Origin of the sequence: Collimonas silvisoli (assembly GCF_018305005.1) — a bacterium.
Classification (GTDB): domain Bacteria; phylum Pseudomonadota; class Gammaproteobacteria; order Burkholderiales; family Burkholderiaceae_D; genus Collimonas; species Collimonas silvisoli.
In genome coordinates this window covers 1-5,462 of the sequence record NZ_JAGQEG010000166.1, presented here as the reverse complement: position 1 = coordinate 5,462, position 5,462 = coordinate 1, and the positions used below count along the sequence as shown (strand labels likewise).

The following is a 5,462-nucleotide window of genomic DNA, read 5'->3' as shown; positions in this document are numbered from 1 at the left end:
ATTCAGAAAATTTTGGATCTTGCGACAACGGCCGAGATTTTTGGAACCCCAAGTCCGGAACGGCACAAGTTGCGAAAGGCGTTGGAAAATGATACGGAATTTTCAAATTTTTTTAAGTAGTATCCAAACTAATTAGTCAGTTTTTGTCCACAGTTAATTTCCTCTCCCTGTGACTGTCAATTATTTGGCTGTCCAATCAAAGCCGAGCCGTATTAGCATCCAGGATTTGACAAGGGCTGACATTCCTATAGAGCAGATGGCATTACGATAACGCAATACATGATGTATTCGTATTTCCGTCGGCATGCCGCTTTCTTAGGAAAACCCAATGTTCAACACGCCTCGCTGTCTTAGTCTTAAAAAAAATGCCGCCATCCCCGAGATCCTGGGCCAGCCTGCGCTGATCCCCGTGAGCCTCGCAGGCAGCGAGGCAATCAACGGTCTGTTCGAGTACCGTCTGATCCTTAAAACGCCGGACGCCTTGAATCACCTGGCCGCTCAAGCCGCCAATTTCCATCTGGACGATTTCATTGGCCGCGAACTGACGGTCATGATCGAGCTGGAAGGCAACGGCACATTCATGGCGGGCGCGGTCGGCGGCAGTCTGGGCAACCTTGGCGCCGGTGTCCGCGAAATCTCCGGCCTGATCACCGAGGCCAGGATGCTGCGCGAAGAAGCGCGGCATGTGTTCTACGAGGTGACGTTACGGCCCTGGCTGCATCTGGCGACGTTGCGGACCAACTGCAGGATTTTCCAGGACCAGACCGTCGTCGAGGTGCTGGACAACTTGTTGGCGGACTATGGGTTCCCGGTTGAAAAACGGCTCTACGACAGCTATCCAAAACGGGACTACCAAAATCAGTACAACGAGACCGACTACGCATTCCTTTGCCGGCTGACCCAGGAATGGGGCATCTCCTTCCATTTCTCCCACAGCGACGGGGCGCACAGGCTGGTGCTGGCCGACGCCAATAGCGCTTATGCAAAGTTCGGCAGCAGTGCCTATCACGTGCTGCCGTTTTACACTGAAGGCACGCGCATCGATGAGGAAACCATCTCGGCCTTCACCCCTGCGCGCAAGCTGATTTCCGGTGCCTATACCACGCGGGATTACGATTACACACGGCCAAGGGCCGATCTCACCTCGCACCGCAGCGACCCGCGAGATACCGCCCACAACAGCCAGGAAGTCTACGAGTGGCATGCCGAAAATTACGTTCAACCGCAGGCCGGGCCGCAACGGGCGGCCAACGACCCGAAAGCCGAAGGCGATGCGATTGCCCGCCGGCGCATGGAAGCGCTACGCAGCCACGGCCATCGCGCACAGGGCGCCGGCCATATCCGTGCGATGGTGCCCGGCTGCACGTTCACCTTGGCAAGGCATCCGCAAGACGCTGCCAATATCGACTACATCGTTCTCTCCGCCACGTTGACCATCGAAGAGGTGGCGCAGGAAACGCAACGCATCGGCGGTCAGCGCAACCAGCAATACCGGGTTGACGTCGACTTTACCGTCCATCCTGCCCGCGCCCAGGAATTCCGTCCTGACCGCACCGCGTCGAAACCAGTCGTCCCCGGTATCGCCACCGCTCTTGTGGTAGGACCGGCGGATCAAGCTATCTGGACAGACAATCTCGGTCGCATCAAGGTGCAATTCCCGTGGGATCGCCTCGGCCAGAACGATCAGAACAGCAGTTGCTGGATACGTGTTGCCAGCCCTTGGGCCGGCAATCAGTTGGGCGGCATGCATCTGCCGCGGATTGGGCAAGAGGTGATCGTCAGTTTCGTCAGCGGCGATCCCGATCTGCCCGTATGCACCGGACGGGTTCACAATCAGGTCAATTTACCGCCCTGGTCGCTGCCGAGTCAAAGCGCGCTATCGGGCTTCCGCTCGCGTGAGCTGACCCAAGGCGGCGGCAACAGCGCCGGCGGCCGCAGCAATCATTTGATCCTGGACGACACCGAACAGAAGATCCAGGCCCAGCTCAAAAGCGATTATCAGCATAGCCAGCTTAGTCTCGGCAACATCACCCGCATCGACGACAATGCCGGTCGTAAAGACCCACGAGGCGAAGGCTTCGAGTTGCGCACGGATGGACATGGAGCGATACGGGCTAAGGATGGTTTGCTGATCAGCGCAGAAGCCCGCACGAGCGCCCAAAGCCATATCAAGGACATGGGCGAGACAGTGCAGCGGCTGACGCAGGCGCGGGACCAGCATGAAACCCTGGGCGACCTGGCGCAACAGCATCAGGCGCAAGAACACGGCAGCGATCAGAGCGATGTCGCCAAGGTCATCAAGGCGCAGAACGACGCGATCAAGGGCAGCGGCGGCGATGCGAATGCAGGAAACTTCCCGGAACTGGCCGAACCGCATTTGATCCTCGCTAGTCCTGCCGGCATTGAAACCACCACACCGCAGTCAACGCACATTGCCAGCGGCGAGCATATCGCGCTAACCAGTGGTCAGCATCTCAGTCTTTCGGTAGGTCAACGGCTATTGGCAAGCGTAAAAAATGGCATACGTATCTTCACGCATAAAGCCGGAATGAAACTGATAGCCGCAGGCGGCGACATTGATTTGCAGGCACTGCAAAATAATATCAACCTGCTTGCCAAGCTCAACGTCACCCACACCGCGAACCGGATCACCATCACCGCCAAGGAAGAGGTATTGATTAACGGCGGCGGCAGCTATACCCAATGGAAAGCAGGCGGGATTGAAAGCGGAACAAATGGCAGTTGGATCGTGCATTCGGCCAGTAAAAATCTGAGCGCCCCAAAAGTCGGGATGTTGCCTCTGTTCAAAGAACCTATTTGTATCGAATGCTTATTGGAGGCCGCCAAGAATGGAACGAAAGTCATCGCTCGATAAAACGCCTGTGGAAAATGCACTACATATCCCGCAACAATGGCTTGAGGCCTGCCGATCCGCTAAAGGATATGCATTGCTCGATGGCGCACAATGGCCGCAGGCGGTGGCTTCGAACCCGGCGCTTGTAGAGGTGGCGCGGATACAACTGCTGGATGGCACGCCCGAGCATGAAGCAGCAGCTTACGGCCCTTTGCTGCTCGACATTTCGCCGACGCAGCACAAGGCTGCTGCCTATCTGGCCGAGCTACAAAGTAAGAAAGCTTCGGTGATCTGGCTGACTGCCTCGGTATCGTTGGCCAAGCTCGGCGAGGCCCTGCAATATCGACTCTATCCGACCGCCCCGGACGGCGACGCACTGTTTCTGCGATTCTACGATCCAAGGGTTTTGTTCGATTTAGAGACAACGCTCAGTACGGCGCAGTGGACAGAATTACTCAGCCCGGCATTAAGCTGGACCTATTGGTACCCTGCGCGGGGCTTTATCCACTATTACAGGAAAGCATGATGGAGTTATCCCAACACCAGGTTGCATCCCTGGACCTGCCGGACCGGCTCTTGTACGCCGACTATCTAACTGGGAAATTTGAGAATAGTTACCCGGAACAGGCTAATCAATCGGATCGAAAAACCTTACGCCAGCACATTCTGGTTGCCTATGACAAAGTGCGGGCGCTGAATATCACGCGTATCGATCTGATTTATCGATGGATGGTGTGGGAAGTCCTGTTTGCGCCAGGCGTCATTGACGAACCGAAATTTACACGGCTGATCAAAGCGGCCCCGCAACGAGCCAATGAACGCGCCGAAGATATTTTAGCGATACTGGATGCCGGCCTCAAAAAGACAGCCAAATAATACAAAGAGAGGATAAATATGGCGGGTGTACTTGTTCCAATAGGAGAGGTAGTAGTTGAAGCAGGGGAAGCGGCTTGGCCCTGGGTAAGTCAGGCTTTGAAACGTGCAATAACCAAGGTGGTAGTAGATAAAGTCGCTGAAGCCGCTAAAACAGAGGCAAATGACGACGCCTGTAAACAAGGGGATACAAAGTCGGAGTGTAAAAAATGCCTAGGTGAGAAAAATGGGATGAAGTTCAGAAGAGCGCGCAATATGGGTGCCCCCATCAACGCAGAATATCAAATCAAGATTGCCAATATGAATTCTGGTCGTCGCATCGGCTTTGGAAACGTTGGTAATTTTATCGACGAATGGGTATTTCGAATGACCGATTTTGATGGACTTTGGCCGGATGATAATTGCACCTTGGTTGAAGCTAAAGGACAGTATGCGCAGTTTTTGGAACCGAAAAAATTCGAGAAATTTGGCAAATTTGTTTTTATTGGATTGAAAAAACAAGCGGGCCGACATATCGGCATTGTCGCCACGGCCCCTGGTGTGCATTTGCAATGGCATTTTATGGAACAGGAAGCTTGGCGAAAGTTTGCAAGTTTTGAACTTCCCGTTCTAAGTTTTTATACCTATTTATAAGAGATTGCTATGGATTTTTCCCATTTAGAACGCATCATTACTCTACGTGCCAGATTTTCAGAGAAAACTCCGCACGAAGAAGTTGCTATTCGTAATGAAATGAACCGTTACGTGGCTTTTGTAAAAGAACTGGCGACGGTACATCCAGATATCACCGGTCATTGGTATGTCAATAATGGTAAAGACGAAAAGCCGCCCTATTCCAATCCGTTCCCGAATACAACGACCGAAGAAAAATTGATCCAGCAACGCATCGAAGATTCGGTGGAAAGCTATTTGCTTTGGAATGGCTTGACGTATAAAGACAGCCGCTTTGAGGGGGATCCGAGTCGAAATATGAGCTTGTCCCTAGATTGTTTTAGTCTAGATTGTGAGATCTCCGACCGTCGCTGCCTGGCAACGCCGCAAGTAGACTTTTTTATAAACCTAGTACAAATAGTCCTCAAGCATTTTTCTGTTCGTTCGCTCAGTGTGTGGCCTGATCCTCTATTTGAGAAAATGACATTTCAGCATCGTGTGAAGTGCGGCTGGGTCCATTTTGCTCCTGCCATCCTCACGGCCAAACACCTACCCGAAGCAGAAATGCTGATCCCCATCAACAACGCTCTTAATCAAGGCACGATCATAGTCGCTACCCGTACAGATTTTGTGGGTAAAGAACCGGAGTTGATCGACGGTGTCAATAAAATTGCAATGCGTCTTGTTGACATGGAGTTGCTGCCATTGATTACCGCCGGATAATCAGGACCAGCTTCAGAAAAACAACTACAAACATCAAAAATCATTTTTGCCGCCGTAAAAGCACCATCAAAATGATGTGGTCAATACCGGTTCTATCGCATTTCATCGCAAGCGGGGATTTACGTTTCTTCCCGGGTCCGGTGAAATCGATGGTATCCCGGTTGTTCTCAATTATGCTGGCGAAGGACAACATCGCGTTCTATTCCATAAAACGCTGTAATTCAGCGCAGTCAGCATACGGCGGCTACCTGCCATACCCGGCATCAATCACCAGTTCGTTGCCGCTGACAAAGCGGCTGGCGTCCGAAACCAGATACAAGATCGCCGCCGCGACATCGGTGGCCGAACCGCTGCGGCCCAA

At 52.9% G+C, this 5,462-nt stretch carries 6 protein-coding genes; 5 read left to right on the top strand and 1 reads right to left on the bottom strand.

Translation table 11 applies throughout. The features are described from left to right. The first annotated feature begins 328 nt into the window (after positions 1-328). Genes KHU33_RS25160 through KHU33_RS25140 form a run of 5 tightly spaced genes read left to right on the top strand, consistent with a single transcriptional unit; the run spans position 329 to position 5,101 of the window. Positions 329-2,875 (top strand): type VI secretion system Vgr family protein, encoded by a 2,547-nt coding sequence (locus tag KHU33_RS25160; RefSeq protein ID WP_211468131.1) that lies wholly within the window; start codon positions 329-331, stop codon positions 2,873-2,875. Continuing rightward, positions 2,850-3,380: a DUF4123 domain-containing protein gene (locus KHU33_RS25155; RefSeq protein WP_211468129.1), complete on the top strand. Its 531-nt coding sequence runs from the start codon at positions 2,850-2,852 to the stop codon at positions 3,378-3,380. Before KHU33_RS25160 ends, KHU33_RS25155 begins: the two co-directional genes overlap by 26 nt. Further along, positions 3,377-3,730 carry a hypothetical protein gene (locus KHU33_RS25150; protein WP_211468127.1) on the top strand — a complete coding sequence of 118 codons (354 nt, stop codon included), beginning with the start codon at positions 3,377-3,379 and terminating at the stop codon, positions 3,728-3,730. Before KHU33_RS25155 ends, KHU33_RS25150 begins: the two co-directional genes overlap by 4 nt. An 18-nt stretch (positions 3,731-3,748) precedes the next feature. Next, positions 3,749-4,360 carry a Tox-REase-5 domain-containing protein gene (locus KHU33_RS26605; protein ID WP_230414546.1) on the top strand — a complete coding sequence of 204 codons (612 nt, stop codon included), beginning with the start codon at positions 3,749-3,751 and terminating at the stop codon, positions 4,358-4,360. Between the two features lie 9 nt (positions 4,361-4,369). Further along, a complete protein-coding gene (locus KHU33_RS25140; protein WP_211468125.1) occupies positions 4,370-5,101 on the top strand; it encodes an Imm52 family immunity protein in 732 nt (243 codons plus the stop codon). A gap of 244 nt (positions 5,102-5,345) precedes the next feature. On the opposite strand, the gene KHU33_RS26720 is transcribed toward KHU33_RS25140, so the two are convergent. After that, positions 5,346-5,462: an SDR family oxidoreductase gene (locus KHU33_RS26720; protein ID WP_268907147.1), complete on the bottom strand. Its 117-nt coding sequence runs from the start codon at positions 5,460-5,462 to the stop codon at positions 5,346-5,348.

Bases quoted from the DNA above. Each gene is read 5' to 3' on its own strand.
- KHU33_RS25160 (WP_211468131.1), top strand. From the start codon at position 329: ATGTTCAACACGCCTCGCTGTCTTAGTCTTAAAAAAAATGCCGCCATC.
- KHU33_RS25155 (WP_211468129.1), top strand. From the start codon at position 2,850: ATGGAACGAAAGTCATCGCTCGATAAAACGCCTGTGGAAAATGCACTA.
- KHU33_RS25150 (WP_211468127.1), top strand. From the start codon at position 3,377: ATGATGGAGTTATCCCAACACCAGGTTGCATCCCTGGACCTGCCGGAC.
- KHU33_RS26605 (WP_230414546.1), top strand. From the start codon at position 3,749: ATGGCGGGTGTACTTGTTCCAATAGGAGAGGTAGTAGTTGAAGCAGGG.
- KHU33_RS25140 (WP_211468125.1), top strand. From the start codon at position 4,370: ATGGATTTTTCCCATTTAGAACGCATCATTACTCTACGTGCCAGATTT.